We start from the raw sequence: 16,226 nt of genomic DNA on the forward strand, positions 1-16,226 counted from the left end.
ATCCAAAATGAATCTTGTGATTCCGCTTATATCATCCGATTGAAGGAAGCGCGAAAGCGTTTCCTGTCAATAATTTATATTATATCGGCCGATTATTTAAAAATATAATTATGCGGGCAATAGTGGACGTTTAATATCCTATTATCACCTGCCGCTGAATTTGGCCGATACAGCGCCAACTCATTTCCGGATAAAAAACAGGTAGAATGGGCGGATAATCAGGATAATAAGCAGGCCCACAAACCACCAGACGCTTATATTTAGCAGAGCCGGTATTAATTGGGCCAGGATAAGCCCGATCAGTATCCCGACGCCCTGCAACAGCTTGACATCATAGATGGTGCATCGCCCGGACCGCTCATTGAAATACCCGATGAAACTTCTTATGAACGACATATGGCTAACCCTCCTTCATTAAATATACCGACCACAAATAGACAAATTCAATAAAATCGTTCGTCCAGACAGGCTATTTTCTCACTTTTTTATTGCCTTTGCGTATAAATATATATAGTTATATGAGGATATTAGAATACTGGTGAAATTATGACCGACTTGAAACAAATACTGGTGGCCTGCGGGCTGGATGAGAAAAAATACAGCCGGCTTTTTAAGGCATTCGGCGATCCGACCCGCCAGAAAATCATGGTTTTTCTCTCCACCGGCGAGAAAACGGTCAACGAAATCGCCAAGGCGGTCGGCGTATCGCAGCCGACCACCAGCCGCCATCTGGCCATTATGCGTGACGCCGGGATTGTGGTCGACCGCCGCGACGGGCAGCGAATTTACCACCGGCTCGAGAAAGTTTTTATCAAGAACTGCTGTGTCGGTTTCTGCGACTGCCTAGAAGTCAAGGTGGTAAAACTGGACGAGAAAAAGCCGGAAAAGAAGCCCCAAAAGGGAAAAAAGTAAAATAATAATATTTTTATTGAAACATATATATGCATATCTGCATATATGTATATAGTAATTATAAAAAGATAAACCGACCGGGGCGGTGTGTGGCCGCTACGGCCGGAATAAAACAGTACCTTAATTTCAAGAGCGGAGGAAAAAATGAATCGCTTCATGATTCCCAGAGCGGCCCATTGTTGCGAGGGCGCCAGTAGCCGGTCCCGGGTACGACATTAAACTGCCCCGAAACAGACGCCGGCCGGCGGATTGATAAAAATTGAATATTCTATGAATACCCGCCCTGCATTTAGGCGGGGTCGATTATTATCGCTCGCATATGAATAGGAAATATCCCAAAAACAAATAAAAGGTCGGGATCCTTGAAAAGGAATCCCGACCCTTTATAGATGGGGAAAAACCTTACCGAAGCCAGAAGGACGCCAAAGCTGCAAATTTTTCGGACTAGTAATAAGAAAAACGTAAAATTTTGGGCCGTACCAACCTTTCATAGTCGTCGAATGCCATTTTGACTATTTCAGTATGCGTGCAGGCATTGAAAGCGATTTCATCCTGATCGGCAAGTTTCTCCGAGACATAGACATCGAGACCATATAGATTTCCAAATGGCGGCATGGCTCCCAGATCGCAATCCGGAAACATATCACGAAACTCCTGCTCATGCGCCAGTTCGATATTGTCCGAACCAATGACTTCCTTCAGCAAGGCAAAATTGACCCGGGCCGAGGCCGGCAGCACCACCATGGCCAGCTTTCCCTCAATCCAGACCATCACCGTCTTGGCCAGCTCTCTCCCTGAAACATGGGCCGAGGCCGCCACGCCCTGGGCGGTATAAGCGGGAGAGTGGCTGATAGTCACATATTTTATGTTATGACTATCAAGGTATTCTTTAAGTTTTGTCAACGGCATGACATACCTCTCATGATATAAATATGTTTATTTATACTCAGCCTTCTAGATTTCTGTCATGGCGCTGTAGAGATATCGCAACTGAGACTTATTGAAAAAATCTCTTCTCTAATTTTGATACGAATTTGAAAGAAAAAATTGCGCTTTATTTTTGCAGTAACCCAAGAATTTGATCTAAGAGATTATCCCGGTTTTCAATCGTTAAATCATATACCTCAACATCTGCCCGCCTTTTGACCGACTCAATAAGCCCGCCCCCTTTCAAAGCCACGACGGCCAGGATCGCCTTACCGGAATTCATGACACTGTTTATCCTGTTTATAAAAACCTGCGAGAAGCATTCCATCTTCCCTATTTCATCAATGATTATCAGATCACAATTGGGTTTGTCAAACTCAAGTCCGGCCAGAAACTCATCGAATCGCTCAATATCGACCCCATATTTGCCGACCCGAAAGCGACTTTTAATATCGATATGAGCAAGCTGCTGCCTTCGTCCATCCAGGCCGACCAGTTCAAATCCTTTCCTGATACCGGCTTCTCTTATTTCGACGGTATAGAACCCGGCCGGATTTCGGTCCTTTACACATTCCGCCAATTTCCGCATGAGTGTTGTCTTGCCGGCGCCCGGCTTTCCCGTGATAAGAATTTTATGCTTCATAAGCACCTTACTAACAATGCCTGAGTTTTCATTATATATAACCAGACGAAATTTATCACAACAGGCAAGTCAATATTTGCGGTATTTTTCTAAGAAAATCTTACCCGGCGTGCGTATAAGATGAAAGCGGCAATCTTGCCGCGTTGCTCCACTTTTGGTATGTAACAAGGGAGCAGTCACCAAAATCCGCAACGGAAGTTTTTGTAAATCATGGAGGATTCTATGGAAAGAAACCATTCCTTTATTTGGAAAATACGGTGAGTCCATTTTAATATGATTATCACATGAGAGGAGTTATCCCATGAACAAAATGCACTTGGCGGTCCAATCGCTGTCACTGGCAATACTTATTCTTCTTACAGCGGGAATCGGAATATCCGCTCAGGAAGGTAAGATACCGATAACCACATCATCCGAAACGGCCCGGGAATATTTCCTCAAAGGTCAGGACCTGGCGGACAAACTGCGAGGCAATGAATCGAGGGAATATTTCGAGAAGGCGGTAGCCGAGGATCCCAATTTTGCCATGGCCTATTTGAATCTTGCTTTTGTGCAGCCCACGGCGGTCGGCTATTTCAAGATGTTCGATAAGGCCCGTGCCCTGGCGGATAAAGTCTCCGAAGGTGAGCGGCTTCAAATTCTGGCAACCGAGGCCGGTAACGGGGGGCAATCCGAAAAGCAGATGGAATATGTCCAGCAGCTGGTCAAGGCTTATCCCAATGATGAACGTGCTTACAACCTTCTCGGGACCACTTATTTCGGCCGTCAGGAGTATGCCAAGGCCATCGAGGCCTATACTCAGGCGACCAAAATAAATCCGGAATTTTCCCCGCCGTACAATCAACTCGGATATGCTCATCGCTTTCTTGAAAACTATGAACTGGCCGAAAAGGCTTTCAAGAAATATCTCGAGCTGATCCCGGATGATCCCAATCCTTATGATTCATATGCCGAACTTCTCTTAAAAATGGGGCGGCATGAGGAATCAATCGATTATTATAATAAAGCGCTGGCGATTAATCCTCAATTCGTGAATTCATATATAGGCATTGCAACCGATTATAACTGCATGGGCAAGCACAACGAAGCCCGGGCGCAATTGAATAAGATGCTTGAAAGTGCCCGAGACAATGGCGAGCGCCGAGCCGCTCTTTTCGGCATGGTTGTATCTTATGTCGATGAGGGCCTGATAGACAAGGCGCTCGAGGTAATGCAGCGGCAATATGCTCTCGCGGAAAAAGACAACGATTTCCCGGCGATGGCCGGAGATCACATCACTATCGGCAACATTCTTCTCGAGCAGGGTCTTTATGACAAGGCCCGGGAGCACTTCGATAAGGCCATGTTGCTGATTAAAGAATCGAATTTGTCCGATGCCGTAAAGGAAAATACCGCCCGGATTTATCTTTACAGCACGGGCCATGTCGATGCCATGAGCGGCGATCTGGCGGCGGCAAAGAAAAAGGCGGCCGAATTTCTTGCTCAAGCGGAGAAAGTCAAAAATGTCGGGCAGATCCGCCTGGCGCATGAACTGGCCGGAATTATCGCGCTTCAGGAAAAAGCTTATGATGTCGCAGTCGAGGAACTCAAACAGGCCAGTCCACAAAATCCATACAACTGCTACCGCATGATGACTGCTCTTGAAGGTAAGGGCGAGACGGAAAAGGCCAGGGAGATGTGCAATAAAGCCTGCCACTTCAATTCCCTTAACGATCTGAATTATGCCTTTATAAAAAGAAAAGCTGAAGAAAGACTGGCTTCAATGTAGGCCAACAAAGGCCCCACTCTCCGGCGGGGCCTTTTTAGTAATAGGCCGTGATCGCTACTGGCTGTCATGGTCTGCGTCCGGTTCGAAAGCCTCGAAAGTACCTCCCGTCGGCGCTATCTTGCCGTACTAATCGACATTATCCGAAATATTTTAATTGACTTACTCGACATCTCGTATAAAATACAATGTGGAATATAAGTCAAAAGTCCGTATAATAGACTGAGCACAGGAGGAATAAAATGAATATTAATAGACGCTCCCTATCCATATGTTCAGTGATCTTGTCCGCCGTAACGCTCGCGTTTCTTATCGGCTGTTCGGGTGATAAGGGGAAGATGCCGATAACGGCCTCTTCAAAAGAGGCCCTGGACCTGTTTATCCAGGGGCGGGATTTATCGGAGAGATTGCGAATCAACGACGCCCGGGCTCTCCTGGATTCTGCCACCAGCCTGGACCCGGGATTTGCCATGGCCTATCTCTATAAGGCATTAATCGCATCGTCCCCGAAAGATTTCTTCGAAAATCTCGACAAGGCCCGCACCCTGGCGGATAATGTTTCAGAAGGGGAACGCCTTATTATACTTGGTGTCGAAGCGGGTACCCATGCGAGACCGTTGGAAGGTCGGGAGCTTTATAAAAAACTGGTCGAACTTTACCCCCGTGATGAACGGGCGCACTTCTTCCTGGCCAGCAATTATTTCGAGCAGCAGGAAAATACCCTGGTTGTCGAGGAATCGAAAATATGCAGCGATATTAATCCTAATTTCTCCCCGTCGTACAACCTGGCCGGCTATGCCTATCGTTATTTGGGCGATTATAAAAGCGCCGAGGAAGCATTTAAGAAATACATAAAACTCATCCCGGATGATCCCAATCCCTATGATTCGTATGCCGATTTATTGATGAAAATGGGCAAGTACGGCGAGTCCATTGAATCATATTATAAGGCGCTGCAGATAGACGAAACATTCGCCGCATCCCATATCGGCATTGCCTCGAATCTCAATTATCTGAACAAGCACCAGGACGCCAGGGATCAGCTCCAGGAGCTCTACGACATGGCGGCCAATGACGGCCAGCGCCAGGATGCACTGCTGGCCATCGCCGTATCCTATATGGATGAAGGTCTGCCTGAAAAGGCGTTGGAGACGATCGACAAACGATATGTTTTTGCGGAAAGAAATGGTGACTATGCCGCGATGGCGGGAGATCTGGCACAAAAGGGATATATTTATATTGAGATGGGCAAATATAAAGAGGCTCAGGCAGAATTCGACAGTTCTCTGAAGATAGTCGAGAATTCAGATCTATCCGAGGAAATAAAGGATAATGCCAGACGGACCGCGTTCTACTCCAGGACGCGCGTTGCTCTTTCAAAAAATGATCTTGAAGCGGCCAGGGAAAATATGATCGAGTTCAGAAAGCAGGCCGATGAGATAAACAACCCGGCCCAGATAAGACTTGCCCACCAGCTGGCCGGTTTGATCGCTCTTGAGGAAGAGAATTATGATATGGCTATTGCCGAATTCAGGCAAACCAGCCAGCAAAACCCGATGAATCTTTATTTTATGGCTCTTGCCTATCTCGGGAAAAATGACCGGGATAAAGCAAAAGAATGGCTCGTAAAGACGGTTGAGTATAATTCCACCAGCAACATGGGCTATGCTTTTGTCCGCCTGAAAGCGAAAAAACTCCTCGCAGATATAAAATAGAAGCTAAAAAAAAGCCCGCCAAAACCGGCGGGCTTTTTTTGCAATAATTTAATTATCCGACTTTGTTCTGAGCAACTTTCTTAAGTTTATCATTGGCGTAAATGGCAATTTCCACGCGCCGGTTAAGCTGTCTTCCCTGGGCGGTATCATTCGAAGATACCGGCTGATCTTCGCCATAGCCCATCACATGTAACCGCGTCGCCATAACCTGATTGCCCGTCAATTGATTGGCCACAGACTGGGAGCGTCTGATCGATAAATCCATATTGTGGTCGGCCGTACCAGTGGAATCGGTATGTCCCTCGACCAGGATTTCGGTATCTTCATATTTATTAAGAATTGCGGCAAGTTTGGTGAGATTCTGTTTGGAAACATCGCGAAGATCGGATTTGTTGACATCGAACAGAATACCGGATTCAAAGGTAATCTTGATACCTTCGCCGACGCGCGTGATAGTGGCCCCTTCCAGGTCGCGCTCGATCTCTTCGGCCTGTTTATCCATATAGTTGCCGATATAGGCACCGGCAGCGCCGCCGATAGCTGCTCCCAGAATGGCGCCGACCGCGGTATTGCCCGCCTTATCGCCGATCACACCGCCGATAACCGCTCCGGCGGTAGCCCCGATTATAGCGCCCTTATCACGTTTTTTCATCGAGGCACAGCCGACCAAACCGATGATCAGGACACTAATCAGAAGCATCGTCAGAATTTTTTTCATGAAACCCTCCTTGTGAATTCTTTGCTGTATTTATCGACACATTTACGAAATAAAAAGCCAATTTATCAATATAAAAAATAAAAACTTCAGAGGTTACTCAATCGGCTTCCGGATAACATCAAGAAGTGTCCCGTCGCGCCACTCAACCAGATGAACGACTTCATCGGTGGTCGCAATCGGGGGCGGTATTTCGCCGAACTCACGGGCTTTTTCCATTGATTTCTGATGCAGTTCCTCGATACTTATCAGGTTGACTCCGAATCTTTCGGCCCGGTCAATTATAGTTTCCCGGCAGCGGCTGCGGCTTCTGGGATTGACAACGGCATCTTCCTCGGTGACAATTACATCGACAACCTCACCCGGGGTCGTTTTGGTATATACCTTATCCACCACTTTCGGGAAGCCCTTGCCGTTCTTACCGGCGGCCAGCGGCATAAAGATGATGGTCAACTCGGCTCCGGCCGCGACATCCTGTCCGCCTCCGATTCCGCCGATTATGCGCCCGCCGGCACAAACAGTGTTCAGATTGAAATCCAGATCAACTTCAAGGGTGGAGAGAACCGCCAGATCCAGCAAATTGACGGCACATTCCTTGCTCGCCACCGAAGCATAATAGTTGACGTCGATTTCATGGTGACGCGGATGGTTGAGAAGCGATTCGAACATATGCGGGCTGGGCTGGAACAACTGACCGTGCATAAGCTGATAAAGGGTGCCGTCATCAAGCATATCGACATGCATCATGGTGCAGCCGCCGATGGCGAAATTAGCCCGGATTTTATCTTCCAGCAGCATCTTCCGAATATTTTCCAGAATGAGCAAACCGGCCCCACTGCCGACCTGAAAACTGAAGTCATTTCTGACGACACCGGAAGCCTTGATAACTCTGGTAACATTATCGGCGACCATGGCATTAAAGGGATGGCTTCTGGCTTTATCCATATCGATAGTTCCGGAGCCTATACCGGAATTCAACCCGGGACATGCCACCGGAACGACAAAATCGACCCGGCCCATCGTAATCGGCGCCGGCATGACGACCGTCTCGCTGACCGTTCCGGTCAAGACACAGACATATTCGGCATATTCGACATCGGCGGCGGCCAAGCCGAGCGGGCCACAAAGCTGCTCCGGCTTGCCCATGAGCCCGTTGGCGTTGCCATAGACATCGGCAATGGGAACCGGGACAAAAGCAACCTTGATGATCACTTCACCGGTTTGCAGCTTTCTGACTCTGTTGCCATGCGAAAAACCGACCGAAACCCACGGCAGCAAATTACCGGCTACGACACATTCACCGAGCTTGCGATAAGGATTGCCGTACAAACCGGTGATAATGCCGTCATGAATGGCCTCGATCAGCCACGGATCGACATTGTCAAAAAAAGCATTACCGTAAAGCTTGATATTCTTTTTGCCGGTCTCACGTAATTTATCCACGACCAGTTTCAGACCCATATCGCCGGTGCGATAATAATGCGGATATGAAATAGTATCGCCGGCGGCGATGACTTCCATCACCTCGTCAAGAGTCGAAACTTTATTCCGGCGATGCGGGATTTTTCGCGCATGCATCTGGCCGGTAAAGCGGCCGGCGTAGTTATTATTATTGAAAGCAGAACCAAAAGGCTCGTATTTTATACCATTATAAATCATCACACACTCCCACTTTCCAGGTACGTAAACGGGATTATATCATATAAATAAAAAATGTCAAGCCATGCGAAAAAACGCACAAGACCTGTTAAATTTGTTAATATTTTATTATTATACATAATCACGAGATTTAATAAACAGATGCATGGAGTAATTATGGCTGAGATCAGAATGACCGGTGAACTGCGAACCGATTACGACTGCGAAACCAAGGGCCTTCCGGCCGATCGCTGGGGCGAGGCGGTATTCAATATCGGCGATGAGGAAATCGTTATGGAAATCAGTGTCGAGGATAAAGTCATTGTCGCGATTTCCGCCGGGGATGATGCTGTCTGGAAAGGAACGCTTGACGGATTAAAGATGCTGTTGCGGGGTGAAATTAAGGCCAGATAGTATTCATGACCCTGAAAGACCATATATCGTTGATTTTTCCAGAGGTAATTATTAGATTGGGTCATTAGGCCAAATATCAATCAATACTTTTTATACCGGAGGGTAAAATGACTCATAAGCGTCATATCTTATATGTAATGCTTTTTGCGATATTATTGTTGTCAGCCGATTCCTTTGCCGGCGGAGAAACCGGGCAGATAGGCATCGGCCTGTCGGCAACCGATGTCACGCCGACCTTCACATTAAGTTTCTGGAGCAGCGACGTAATGAAGTTGGAGCCGTCATTTTCCTTCGCCAATTTATCGCCGGATGAAGGCGACAGTTATACAAGATTTATGCCGGGTTTAGGCTTTTTTTACAGCATGAAGCCGGGTTCATCGATCCGGCCGTATATCGGCGCCCGGTTTATCATGGACATGTCAACATTTGATGGTGAAACATATACTGATTATCTGATCGCCCCGACCTTTGGAGCCGAATATTTCTTTTCCGATAATTTCTCGGTAACGGGCGAATACCGGTTTCATTTCATAATTGCGGATAAACAGTATTCACGGAATCTCCCCGCCGGTTCGACCGCCATCGAAACGGCCGCGGTTCTGGGCGTCAACTTTTATTTCTAAACCAGACAGGAGGCAGCCATGAAAATGCTGCTGTTATTTGGCATATTCTCGATACTGATTATTGCAGGATGCTCGGATAAAGAGGGTGTTATCTTTGACCCGACCTATGTCAACGACGGCTTTAAAGGAATAACCTACACTGCGCCTGACGGAGCCATCCTCGGCCCGGTGGATTCTGACGATTGGAGAATGTTTAGCGGTTCGCCAACATTTGTCATTTTCAAGGAAAATATTAATGGGCAAGCCACTAATTCCGAAAAAGTTATTCCGGACAGCTTTGCGGCACAGCCGGCCTTTCCCAACCCGACCAATAGCGAAATCGTTCTTCAGCTATCGATCCCTTTGGCAGGTAAATGGCAAATTATTATCATTGACGATGATTATCGTTCAATTAAGACTTTTGAAGGAACTTCTGATGCCGGGATTGTTGAAGTGGTATGGGACGGCACTGACCAATCGGGTCGGAAGGTGATCGGCGATGTTTACCGCGTCGTATATGAGTTTGGCTCATGCTGGGGTTATGGCGATATCTGGCTTACCGACTTCCAGGTGACAGGACCCAGACAGCATAATTGAGTATAATAATTGCGATAACCTGTCTTTAAATGGGGAATGGATGTTAAGAACTTGCCTTGTTTTATTACTATTTTCAGCTGTCATTATCGCCGGTTGCAGCGGTGATAATGGAACCAATCCTGCCAAAACCGTTATTATGCCGCTCAAGATAGGCAATATCTGGACCGGCAAATTATGGACGCTCGACGAGGGCACCAATACATACTACGAGCGGCAGGGCATTTATCGGGTCTCCGGCGAAAATAGTTATGACAATCAAACCTGGTTTGTTCTGGATAGGATCATTGACAACGACACTGCCAAAAGCATTTTTACCTTTCGTAATGAAACGGCCGGGTTATACGCCCTGTATGAAACCGACAGCATGACTGCGCTCAAAACCATGTGGGCCAAATATCCGGTCGCCGCCGGGTACCAGTTTCTTTCCGGATCGGACAACAGCGAAACGGTCACCGTAACCGCGATCGACACCGTCGTCTCGGTCCCCTACGGCGAATTTATTTGCAATGTCTATAAACGCGAATATCTCTCTACCAGCGGCCCTCGACAGGACATTTATTATCTCGGGACAAATATCGGTTTTATAAAAATAGAATTTTTCCAGACCAATATTGATGATCTGCTATATATGAACCAAATGTGGGAGCTGGAAATATATCAGGGGAGCAAAACCCCTTAAATCTATTTTTTTTGAGGGAAAGATATTAAATCATTGATTTAATGATTACATCGTCTGATTTTATGGTTATTGTTATCGTATAAGAGTAGATATATTCCCCTAATAGGAGGGTAAGGTGAACAGAAAATTATCAAAATTTATTTCAATTTCCCTGATCGCAGTTTTAATGCTCATTGCCTGCGCCACGGTGCCGATTACCGGTCGCAAAACCATCAATCTGATTCCGGTTGCGACCATCAATTCGCTCAGCTTTCAGCAGTATTCTGATTTTATTTCGACCAATAAGTTGAGCACAAATGCCGAGCAGACGGCAATGGTCAAGCGCGCCGGGCTGAGAATCCAGCATGCGGTCGAGCAGTATTTTGCGCAAAACAATATGTCACATCAACTTCAGGGTTATGAATGGGAATTCAACCTCGTTGAGGATTCCGCTGTCAACGCCTGGTGTATGCCGGGCGGCAAGGTGGTTGTTTATACGGGGATTCTTCCCATCACTAAGGATGAAAACGGCCTGGCGGTGGTGATGGGTCATGAAATCGCTCATGCCGTAGCCAATCACGGAAATGAACGCATGAGCCAGGGGCTGATGGTTCAAATGGGCGGAATGGCTCTCGAAAAGGCGCTGGAGTCAAAACCGAGCGAAACCCGAAGTCTGGCCATGGCCGCCTTTGGTGTCGGGACCGCCGTCGGCGTCCTTCTCCCCTACAGCCGGCTTCATGAATCCGAGGCCGACCATATGGGCCTTATCTTTATGGCTATGGCCGGTTATGATCCCAATACCGCCCCGACTTTCTGGGAAAGAATGGCGGCCGACAGCAAGGGCGCTCCGCCGGAAATTCTGAGTACGCATCCATCCGATGCCACCAGAATCGAAAATCTGAAAAAATATCTTCCCGAAGCCATGGAATACTATCGCAAGAGCAGAGGACAATAAGAATCGCTGATTTATCACAAATTTGAAGGCGGCCCTCGACAGGCCGCCTTTTTTATTTTATTGTATCTCGGAGCCTTATAAAATATTTTTTGTACAAATATTCAGGAGGATTCTATGAGAAGGCCGTTATTGCTATTTCTACTATTGGCAATTATCCCATTTATGTCCGCGAATAGCGAAAGAATCACTTTCGATGACCTGTATTCATATCCACAAATCAGTGATCCACAGTATTCACCCGATGGAAAGTCGATCGCCTTCGTTATCAAGACGAACGACCTCGATTCCGGCACATCAACCAATCAGATATGGATAATGAACAGCGACGGCTCGGACCTGAAACAGCTTATTGATCTGCCGGACGGGTCGAGCCATCCCCGCTGGTCGCCCGACGGCAAATGTCTGGCCTTTATAGCAGACGATGATGAGGGAAGCCAATTATACTTAATGACGTATGGGGAATATACTACCCGGCGCGTGACCTCGCTCTGGGGCGAAGTGTCCGGAGCGGAGTGGTCGGGATCATCCGACAAAATCATCTTTTATTCGTCCGTTTACCGCGACTGCAACAGCGACAGTTGCAATCGAGCACGAAGTAACGAGGATGAAAACAATCCGATCAGGGCCAGACTGTACGATCGACTGCTGTTCCGGCATTATGACAGTTGGGACGATGGCACGCAAAACCAGTTGTTTATTTATGATATCGCAGGCGACTCTGCCTATCAACTAACCAACGGCGATTACGATGCCCCCACCAATATCCTGGGCGGTAATACCGACTATGCTTTCTCTCCCGACGGCCGCGACGTTTGCTTTGTGATGAATTGCGATTCGATCCCGGCGCTGAGTACCAATAATGATCTTTTCATTGTTCCCTCGGTCGGCGGCGAACCGGCTCCAATCACCGACAACAAGGGTCAGGACAACAACCCGGTTTATTCGCCCGATGGTAAGTACATCGCCTATCTGTCGCAGGCGCGTGCCGGATATGAATCGGACCAGGAAGAATTGATTTTATATGACCGAAAATCGGGTGAACGCATGAATCTGACCGCAAACTTCGACCGCTCGATCGGCAGTTTTATCTGGGGCCCGAAGTCCGATTTTATATACTTCCTGGCCATAGATCACGGCTATAACAAAGTCTGGCGGATAAATATTAAAACCACAAAGGTCGAATGCCTGCTGGATGATATGGTCTATAAAGATTTGCGCATCCCCCCTGACGGGAAAACCTTAATCGTGGCCGGGACGCTTTCGGATCAGCCCTATGAGCTGTTCTCATATAATCTAAAGTCAAAAAAAAGGTCACGGCTTACTTCCTTCACCAAAGAATGGCGCAAGCGGCTTGATATGAATCGCGCCGAGCAATTCTGGTTCAACGGTTTCAACGGTGATTCGGTGCAGGGATTTATAATACTGCCCCCCGATTTCGATTCGACCCGGCAGTATCCGCTGGCCTTTCTGATACACGGCGGCCCCCAATGGTGCTGGCTGAATGATTTCAACTATTACGGCTGGAACACGCAACTGACGGCGGCGCAGGATTATGTCGTGGTGCAGATTAACCCTCACGGTTCTGTGGGATACGGCCTGGCATTCAAGGAATATGTATCCGGCAACTGGGGCAAGGGAGATTATGATGACCTGATGCTGGGAGTCGATTATGTCCTGAGAAGATTTCCCATTATCGACTCCACCCGTATGGCGGCGCTGGGCCGCTCCTATGGCGGCTTTATGACCAACTGGATCAATGGCCACACCGACCGTTTCAAGTGCCTGATTACTATCGACGGCTCCTTCGACCAGATCAGCGGCTATTACTCGACCGAAGAACTATGGTTCCCGGAATGGGAATACAAAGGGACGCCGTACACCAACCGTGAAGAGTACATCCGCTCCTCGCCATCGACCTATGCCGGAAATTTCAGGACGCCGGCCCTGATCATACACGGACAGAAAGATTACCGTATCGATGTCTCCGAAGCATTTCAGATGTTCACCGCCCTGCAGCGCCGGGGGGTGCCTTCGCAGCTGTTATATTTCCCCGATGAGGGCCATGCCATAAGGAAATTAAAAAATCATCGGTATGTCTATGAAAAGCAATTCGAATGGCTGGCAAGGTGGTTGAAAGAATAATTACGGCAACTGGCAATAAAAAAAGGCGGTTCGCCAATACGAACCGCCTTCGCTTTTTATATCTTCGGCAGACCCGCCTTGATATCCTTTATTTTTTCCTCGGGGAAATCGGAATCGATCATCCCTCCGGCCAGATAATTCTCATAAGCCGCCATATCGAAGAAACCATGCCCGCTCAGAAGAAAGGCGATGGTCTTCTTCTCCCCGCTTTCGCGGCAACGGATGGCCTCGTCGATGGCCGCTTTGATCGCATGCGCTGTCTCCGGAGCCGGCAGAATGCCCTCGGTGCGGGCGAACAATAACGCCGCATCGAAAACTTCTTTCTGCCGATAGGCAACCGCCTCTATCAATTTGTGTTTGTGCAACAGGCACAGCAGCGGGGCATCACCATGGTAACGCAGACCGCCGGCATGAATCGGCGCCGGGACATAATTATGCCCGAGGGTGTACATCTTTATCAGCGGCGTCAGACCGACGGTATCGCCGAAATCATAATCATAAATGCCCCTGGTCAGGGTCGGGCAGGCGGTCGGTTCCACCGCCACGAAACGAATATTTTTCCCCGCTTTCTTATCCGGAAAAAACGGGAAGGTAAAGCCGGAGAAATTGCTCCCCCCGCCGACACACCCGATCAATACATCAGGGTAATCACCGGCCATTTCAAGCTGCTTTTTGGCTTCGAGTCCGGTTATAGTCTGATGCAGAAGGACATGATTCAGCACCGATCCCAAAGAATACTTGGTATCGTCATGCGTCGCGGCGTCTTCGACCGCCTCGCTTATGGCGATGCCCAGACTTCCGCTGGAATCAGGATGCTCGGCCAGAATTTTCCTGCCGGAGTTGGTCAGGTTGGTCGGGCTGGCGTGGACCTTTGCCCCCCAGCTTTCCATCAGGAGCCGCCGATACGGTTTCTGGTTGAAGCTGACCTTGACCATATAAACCATACACTCCATACCGAAAATGCTGCAAGCCAGCGACAGGGCGCTTCCCCACTGACCGGCGCCGGTCTCGGTGGCGAGTCTCTTGACACCTTCCATCTTGTTATAGTAGGCCTGCGGGATGGCGGTATTGGGTTTGTGGCTTCCGGCCGGGCTGACCGATTCATTCTTGAAGTATATTTTCGCCGGCGTATCGAGCGCCTTTTCGAGCCGATAGGCGCGATGCAATGGGGTCGGCCGCCACATACGGTAGGCATCCAGAACTTCCTCGGGGATATCGATCCAGGATTCCTGGCTGACCTCCTGCTTGATCAGTTCCATCGGGAATAACGGCGCCAGATCGCCCGGACCGATCGGCTGGTGGGTTTGCGGGTGAAGCGGCGGCGGTAATTGTTCGGGCAGATCGGGCTGGATATTGTACCAGGCCGTCGGCATTTCCTTATCCGATAAAATTATTCTGCTCCGGCTCATTTAATCCTCCTTGCATATCTATAATTTCAATTATCATTCATCGAACGCAAAAGTCGGTTCGCGGTAAAATCGAATTGATTTATCGCGGACCTTCTTCAGGATCATATCATCAAGCCACCGGTTTTTTTCATCCAGCGTCAGCCCCGATTTCAGGAACTCGAGCGGAACATTCAAACCCAGCGCCCTCTTGGGAAGAAAGACACGGGTCACACCGGCCGGCAATTTCATCCCGGAATCGACCACCCGGGCAAAGTCGGTCTTGGCATAATTGGGAAACGAAATCAATGTCCTGAACTCAGGATAATGCTTTCTGAGATGATCGAGATTTATATAGCTGACCCTGTCGTAATATGAGGTCTGAATGTACAAATCTGCTATCTTGCGCAGTTGTTTCACCTGCTCCAGAATGTCACCGCCATTGTGAGCTACTGCCGACCACCCGTCGGAGAAAACCATCCGGCAGATAAAACCGTCTTCCCTTAACCCTTCTTCATTTAATTCATTGCCGGAGATGTCTTTTTCACTGATGGTTATTTCAATTCCGGGCATCCGGCTGATATTCTTGAGAAAATACTCTTTGTCAAGCTTTTCGATGGCATGATGCCAGCACTGCAAGCTGAGAAGCGGGTCATCAAAATCAACTATCTGGACAAGCACATGCTTGAAATTGTGCTTCAACAGGGCTGTCACCCGGTTGGCGCCGTCAAGAATGACATACTTCTGCATGCCTTTCATTTTTGCGACAATCGGTGGATTCTTAAGAATACCTTCGGTCCCCAGACGATTGACAAGATTGAGCAACCGGCCCGCATCGGGCTCTTCGTGAAAAATGGCTTTGTTGACCGGGATGACCTTGAGAGTCGGCAACTCGCCTATTTTGAGATGATTATTCTGTTCTTTATTCGACATTACTTTTCATATACCGGTTCTTCAATAAATCTCAGTCATCGCCGGCCAAAACTGCTCGGGGAATCCGGGGACTATCCCCATAAGCTGTTGCAGAATGGGACGATCCTTTAGGTAGGTATCGGAAATGTCAGCCCCGCACTTAACCGCCTGAAAAACCACCGGCAGTTCGGAAGAAATAATCGTCCGATTTGCCTTTTCAATTATACGCATTCAGGTCCTTGAAAC

17 protein-coding genes are annotated in these 16,226 nt (G+C 48.2%); 9 read left to right on the plus strand and 8 right to left on the minus strand.

All coding sequences use genetic code 11. The features are described from left to right. Positions 1-180 precede the first annotated feature (180 nt). Positions 181-396, minus strand: a complete 216-nt coding sequence (locus tag CVT49_03360; GenBank protein PKK84374.1) for a hypothetical protein — start codon at positions 394-396, stop codon at positions 181-183. A gap of 150 nt (positions 397-546) precedes the next feature. Here CVT49_03360 and CVT49_03365 point away from each other — a divergent pair, with 150 nt between their 5' ends. Next, positions 547-912, plus strand: coding sequence for a hypothetical protein (locus CVT49_03365; GenBank protein PKK84375.1), 366 nt, complete (start codon positions 547-549; stop codon positions 910-912). Positions 913-1,356: 444 nt separating this feature from the next. On the opposite strand, the gene CVT49_03370 is transcribed toward CVT49_03365, so the two are convergent. Both CVT49_03370 and CVT49_03375 read right to left on the minus strand, forming a co-directional pair. Continuing rightward, the gene (locus CVT49_03370; GenBank protein ID PKK84376.1) at positions 1,357-1,821 is read right to left on the minus strand and encodes a deacylase; all 465 of its coding nucleotides are present in this window, start codon (positions 1,819-1,821) and stop codon (positions 1,357-1,359) included. Positions 1,822-1,966: 145 nt separating this feature from the next. After that, the gene (locus tag CVT49_03375; GenBank protein PKK84377.1) at positions 1,967-2,482 is read right to left on the minus strand and encodes an AAA family ATPase; all 516 of its coding nucleotides are present in this window, start codon (positions 2,480-2,482) and stop codon (positions 1,967-1,969) included. A gap of 301 nt (positions 2,483-2,783) precedes the next feature. On the opposite strand from CVT49_03375, the gene CVT49_03380 reads away from it, so the two are divergent. Beyond that, entirely contained in the window at positions 2,784-4,250 is a 1,467-nt protein-coding gene (locus CVT49_03380) for a hypothetical protein (protein ID PKK84378.1), read from the plus strand. A 239-nt stretch (positions 4,251-4,489) separates the two neighbouring features. After that, positions 4,490-5,962: a hypothetical protein gene (locus CVT49_03385; GenBank protein PKK84379.1), complete on the plus strand. Its 1,473-nt coding sequence runs from the start codon at positions 4,490-4,492 to the stop codon at positions 5,960-5,962. Between the two features lie 52 nt (positions 5,963-6,014). Here CVT49_03385 and CVT49_03390 read toward each other — a convergent pair whose 3' ends face one another. Beyond that, positions 6,015-6,680 carry a hypothetical protein gene (locus CVT49_03390; protein PKK84380.1) on the minus strand — a complete coding sequence of 222 codons (666 nt, stop codon included), beginning with the start codon at positions 6,678-6,680 and terminating at the stop codon, positions 6,015-6,017. Positions 6,681-6,773: 93 nt separating this feature from the next. Beyond that, the gene (locus tag CVT49_03395) at positions 6,774-8,336 is read right to left on the minus strand and encodes a hypothetical protein (protein PKK84381.1); all 1,563 of its coding nucleotides are present in this window, start codon (positions 8,334-8,336) and stop codon (positions 6,774-6,776) included. A gap of 156 nt (positions 8,337-8,492) precedes the next feature. Here CVT49_03395 and CVT49_03400 point away from each other — a divergent pair, with 156 nt between their 5' ends. From CVT49_03400 to CVT49_03425, 6 genes are all read left to right on the plus strand, one after another. Beyond that, complete coding sequence (locus CVT49_03400) at positions 8,493-8,729, plus strand: hypothetical protein (GenBank protein PKK84382.1); 237 nt, start codon at positions 8,493-8,495, stop codon at positions 8,727-8,729. Positions 8,730-8,866: 137 nt separating this feature from the next. After that, the gene (locus CVT49_03405) at positions 8,867-9,352 is read left to right on the plus strand and encodes a hypothetical protein (GenBank protein ID PKK84383.1); all 486 of its coding nucleotides are present in this window, start codon (positions 8,867-8,869) and stop codon (positions 9,350-9,352) included. 18 nt (positions 9,353-9,370) lie between these two features. Continuing rightward, complete coding sequence (locus tag CVT49_03410) at positions 9,371-9,928, plus strand: hypothetical protein (protein PKK84384.1); 558 nt, start codon at positions 9,371-9,373, stop codon at positions 9,926-9,928. Between the two features lie 40 nt (positions 9,929-9,968). Further along, positions 9,969-10,607 carry a hypothetical protein gene (locus CVT49_03415; protein PKK84385.1) on the plus strand — a complete coding sequence of 213 codons (639 nt, stop codon included), beginning with the start codon at positions 9,969-9,971 and terminating at the stop codon, positions 10,605-10,607. Positions 10,608-10,773: 166 nt separating this feature from the next. Continuing rightward, positions 10,774-11,541, plus strand: a complete 768-nt coding sequence (locus CVT49_03420; protein PKK84472.1) for a peptidase M48 — start codon at positions 10,774-10,776, stop codon at positions 11,539-11,541. Positions 11,542-11,655: 114 nt separating this feature from the next. After that, positions 11,656-13,683 carry a S9 family peptidase gene (locus CVT49_03425; protein ID PKK84386.1) on the plus strand — a complete coding sequence of 676 codons (2,028 nt, stop codon included), beginning with the start codon at positions 11,656-11,658 and terminating at the stop codon, positions 13,681-13,683. Positions 13,684-13,739: 56 nt separating this feature from the next. Here the strand turns inward: CVT49_03425 and CVT49_03430 are convergent, their stop codons facing one another. The 3 genes from CVT49_03430 to CVT49_03440 are packed head-to-tail and all read right to left on the minus strand — an operon-like array spanning position 13,740 to position 16,211. Beyond that, on the minus strand, positions 13,740-15,092 hold the full coding sequence (locus tag CVT49_03430; protein ID PKK84387.1) for a TrpB-like pyridoxal phosphate-dependent enzyme: 1,353 nt from the start codon (positions 15,090-15,092) through the stop codon (positions 13,740-13,742). A 33-nt stretch (positions 15,093-15,125) separates the two neighbouring features. Then, the gene (locus tag CVT49_03435; GenBank protein ID PKK84388.1) at positions 15,126-16,001 is read right to left on the minus strand and encodes a hypothetical protein; all 876 of its coding nucleotides are present in this window, start codon (positions 15,999-16,001) and stop codon (positions 15,126-15,128) included. 21 nt (positions 16,002-16,022) lie between these two features. After that, entirely contained in the window at positions 16,023-16,211 is a 189-nt protein-coding gene (locus CVT49_03440) for a hypothetical protein (protein PKK84389.1), read from the minus strand. Positions 16,212-16,226 lie beyond the last annotated feature (15 nt).

It is taken from the genome of candidate division Zixibacteria bacterium HGW-Zixibacteria-1 (assembly GCA_002838945.1).
Taxonomy (GTDB): Bacteria; Zixibacteria; MSB-5A5; order GN15; family PGXB01; genus PGXB01.